The organism is Gluconobacter vitians, from assembly GCF_015244565.1.
GTDB classification, from domain to species: Bacteria; Pseudomonadota; Alphaproteobacteria; order Acetobacterales; family Acetobacteraceae; genus Gluconobacter; species Gluconobacter vitians.
In genome coordinates this window covers 1-4,513 of sequence record NZ_JABCQG010000049.1, presented here as the reverse complement: position 1 = coordinate 4,513, position 4,513 = coordinate 1, and the positions used below count along the sequence as shown (strand labels likewise).

The 4,513-nt window shown below is 42.3% G+C and carries 2 protein-coding genes and 1 pseudogene; all 3 read left to right on the top strand.

Features of this window, described 5'->3' with window-relative positions:
- The first annotated feature begins 522 nt into the window (after nucleotides 1–522).
- Nucleotides 523–2,040, top strand: a complete 1,518-nt coding sequence (locus HKD24_RS14745) for a glycosyltransferase (RefSeq protein WP_194260927.1) — start codon at nucleotides 523–525, stop codon at nucleotides 2,038–2,040.
- Between the two features lie 24 nt (nucleotides 2,041–2,064).
- Nucleotides 2,065–4,077 carry a glycosyltransferase family 32 protein gene (locus HKD24_RS14740; protein WP_194260926.1) on the top strand — a complete coding sequence of 671 codons (2,013 nt, stop codon included), beginning with the start codon at nucleotides 2,065–2,067 and terminating at the stop codon, nucleotides 4,075–4,077.
- Between the two features lie 203 nt (nucleotides 4,078–4,280).
- Nucleotides 4,281–4,513 (top strand): annotated as a pseudogene (locus tag HKD24_RS14735) (transposase); the annotation flags it as partial.

Sequence of the window (4,513 nt, the reverse complement as noted above, 5' to 3'; positions counted from 1 at the left end):
GATTTGAACTCCGCCGCATACCTCTTGCGCGTAACCTTGCCCATAAAACCCGTCCTCTCTCAGGTCGGATTATAGCTTATTGCCCTGTCCGAAAAATGGGGACCACCTCTCCGTCATCCTCATTACTGCTACACAAGACTATATCAAGACCTAACAGGACCTAGGTTAAGGACGCAAAAATGCCAAATTTACTTTTAAAGTAGATTTCGGTCTTAATATATTATTTTTATATTCCCATCATTGATTATCCATAGAAATAAAATCTTATTAAATTATAAGAAAAAATTATTATTTTTAAATTTTTCAAAAACTTCTAGATGAAAAATTTTACCATACTTAATGCCGCGTCAAAGGCATTCCCAGTATGACAGTCCATGCAAGATGGCCTGTAAGCATCTCTAATAAAAAAAAGCGCTATCCACAAGCTTTCAGCAGCAGAGAATTGTAGGTATTGAACACGCAGGAAACTGTTTTAAAATTGAGCACCAAGCACTCCACAGGCAAGCCCGGACAACGCTAAGCATGAAAACACACCATAAGATCAAACACCTGCATCAGATCCTCATTCTTGACGAGGAAGCTCCAACAGCCTCAATTCCGCAAGCCATAAAAAGAAACATTGAAGCTGCTCGGCATGTTTATCCGCAGGCAGAATATACTTTATGGCGCAATCATCAAATCCGAAAAATTATAAAAGAACATTTCGATGATGATGTTTTATATGCATATGATATACTAAAACCATATTCTTATAAAGCCGATCTTGCGAAATTTGTTATTCTGTATGTGTTTGGTGGACTGTATATTGATCTTGGTGTGCAAATTGCAAGGGAATGGAATATTCCTAATAATAAAGGCATTGGGGCTTGTCGAGATGTGCCTTTTACGTCCCCTAGCTGGTCGGCCATCCAGACAGGACTTCTATGGTCTCTCCCAAAAAGAAAAGAATTTCAAATTGCCATCCAATACATAGTAGAAAATTGTAAATCGAAATATTACGGAGAAAACCCCCTCTATCCCACAGGGCCAGTGGTGTTGGGTCGCGCCTTTATCGCTGCGTTTGTAGAAAGAGGGCAAGAATCTACTGCTGATGACCAGTACGTTGGCAGCTGCCGGAGCGTTACACCGGATTCTGCAATGCTCAATGTCTCATATGTCTCCAAAGGCGGGGAGGTTATTGCTTTTCGCAACAAATTAATTGGGGGCGATTTGGCACACTTGGGAGTGTCAGGCAGCAACAATTACAATGATATGTGGAATAAAAGAGCAATCTACGGCGAAAAGCTCTGCGTGTGGCCAGCAAACGACTGCCTTATTCATACCGACTTCCCTGTTTTCAAAAATGAACACGGGATCGTTGCGCCTGAAGATTTTGAGGGCGTATTAAGTTACGGACCTTATACATCTTTAAGTGCTGGTGCCTATGAACTGCGTATCAAATTAGAGTCTGGAACAGAATTCAGAAAAATCGAAGTTGATGTTACAGCAGATTTTCAAAAAGAATATATCAAGTCATGCGTTTTCCTTCCCGCAAACGTAAGCAATGATGATATCATCACTATGCTTATAGAAATTAATCAACCTAAAGATAAAGTTGAATTTGTTGTAAAAACGGAAACCGGATTTCGCGGTGCCGTTAAAAGTTTTGAACTTGAACCTATCCTTCTTCAAAAATGGCCGTTCTCTGATCCCGCGATTAAAACGGAAATCGGCTTCATAAAAGAAGATGGCATTTCCACGCACCTTTGGGCAAAAGGACGGCTTATTTACGGCCCATATACCTCTTTGCCAAAAGGGCGCTACAAGCTCCGCACCAAATTTTCTCCAGAAACTCGCTTTACCAATGCCGCCATTGAAATTGCCGCAGGTGAAGAACACAAAACACGCAAGACACTCAAACTAAACCCTATCGATATGAAAAGAGGATATATCGAGACCTTTTTTACTCTCGATCAGAATGAAGAAAATGTTGAGTTCCGGTTATGCGTGAACCGGCTCTTTATGGGTAAATTTCTAAGCTATGAAATTTCATCTCAATAAGAAGCGAATATAAGGAGAAATTCCATGGAAAAATTTCATAAAGTAACTTGGCTTCACCAGGTTTTTATCGTCGATAGTTTTCAGGTTCCAGAGAAGCTTCCTGAAAATCTCGAGCGCAATGCGCAGCTTGCACGAGACCTCTACCCAGAGGCTCAGTATAAAATATGGGGTGGAGAAGAATTACGTTATTTCATTGGGAAAGAGCTGGGAGAAGAAGTTCTTGCGGCTTTCGATAATCTTGCGCCGTATTCCTATAAGTGTGACCTCGCACGTTATTGCTTGATGTATGTTTATGGCGGCATCTATTTTGATCTAGCTATAAAGTTGCTGAACCCCTGGAATATCCCGCAACGCTACGGCGCAGCAGCTTTTATGGAAAACTACGATGGCATGGAGTGCTGGGTATGCACACAGACCAGCCTGTTGTGGTCACTGCCAGGTCGTCCGGAATGGAAAATTGCCATCGATAATATCGTGGAGAATACACGCAATCGTTTCTATGGACCGCACGATCATTATCCCACGGCTGGCGCATTGCTGGGGCGAAGCTTTTCGAAAGCCATGGCACTCAAGGGACAAACAGCAGATGCAGACGATCAGTTCTTGGGGGAAGTTCGCTATATCACCCCAGAACGTCAGCCGCAGAACGTTGTTTATGTGTCTCCAGACAAGGTACTCGTCGGTCAACGTAACAAGCTAAAAGCTGGAGACGTAACCGAACTTGGCATGACGGGAACGAACAACTACTGCGATATGTGGAAGGCTAAACAAGCCTATGGTGAAAAAGATCATATATGGCTAGCTGGCGATAAGAACATTGTTATTGATGAAGCTGGAATCCTGACGCCTTCAGGCATCGTAGTAATAGGTGGTGAGAAGGGCCGAGTTATGTACGGACCTTTCGTGAGCCTTAATGGCGGCCAATACAAGTTAACCTTCGAATTCTGCGAGAATACGACTTTCAAAAATTTAGTGATTGATATTTCGTCAGGATATGGGGCCGATTCTGTAGCTCATTACGAAATTCAGCATGACGAAGAAACTAAAGTTCACAATCATACAGTATTTTTCAGCTTGGAGCGGGCTGTCCGGGATGTTGAATTTCGTGTGAACGTATTTGGTGATTTCGAAGGGACTATTAGTAAGATATGCCTGCAAAAAGTAAATGAGCTAGCCTGGCTAGCAACAGACAAATGTTTCACAGAAGATGAGGCTGGACAGAAAACCGACCAAGGTATCACGATACATAAAGGCCAGTCTGGTCGTGTCATGTATGGGCCGTTTATAAAACTTCCTCGCGGACAGTATAAGTTATTATTAGGTTTTAGTGAAAATACCATTTTCCGGGATATTTTCTTGGATGTAGCAACAGATTGGGGATCCAATGTTGTTGCAGAATTCAATCGAACACATCACACCCGCAATCCTCGCACCGAAGAAGCATTTGTCTTCAAGCTTCTTAGCGATGAAGATTGCGTTGAATTTCGTATGACTGTTTACGGTGATTTTGAGGGCACCTTACACGACATCCGACTGATAAATATGGATGCAATTGTCATTCCTCACACGGATCCAAGAATTCAATTAATCGATGTGAAACGCACACGCGAAGGCATTATCATCGATAAATCGAATTCCAATCGCGTCACCTACGGGCCATACATCACCCTCGCTCCTGGACAATATGAAGTAGAAGCTGTTTTTTCGGAAAAGAGCGATTGCAAAGGGATGACGTTAGAGGTTTGCAGCAATGGCGGTTCTAACATGATTGCAAGCCAGACGAACAAAAACAAAGGGAATACTCTGAAATGCGTCTTTGGTCTGGAAGAGGAAACTTCTGAAATAGAGTTCCGCTTGGAGACTGACGGTACATCTCATGGAACTCTAGATTTTTTTATTATTAGCCCTTTGGATAAGGACGCCGGACACAATAATGTCCCTGCGATATCGTCAGTTATCGATAACAAAAAAAAGGAATCCATACAAAATGAAGAAAAAAATTCTTTATTTGAAAAAATAAAGAATTTTTTTCAATGAATTAAATTTGGTGTAGGTATTGATAAACCTACACCAAAAATTTTACCGTTATTATTCAATATCAGAGAATGTAAAAAATTTATAGGCATAGGATCTGGAGAGTTTGAAAACCCTCCTGGTTTTAAGGTTGTTTCTATGATTCTGTTTTCCCCACGTTGATTGGGGATAGATGGCAGGAAGCAGCCAGATCTCTTTGATGTTGAGGAGCGTCTTGCCCGTTTGAGCCGATACTGATGTTCAAGATTCTGTTGATCCAGCCACTGAACAGCTTCTCAGACGAGCGGACGGAATATCTGATCAACGACCGCCTTTCTTTCATGCACTTTCCGGGACTGGACCTGTTGGCTCGTGTGCCTGATGCCAGAACGGTCTGGCTGTTCTGCGAATGTCTGATGCAGGCGGGTGCAATTGAAAGACTGTTCAACCGGTTCGATAC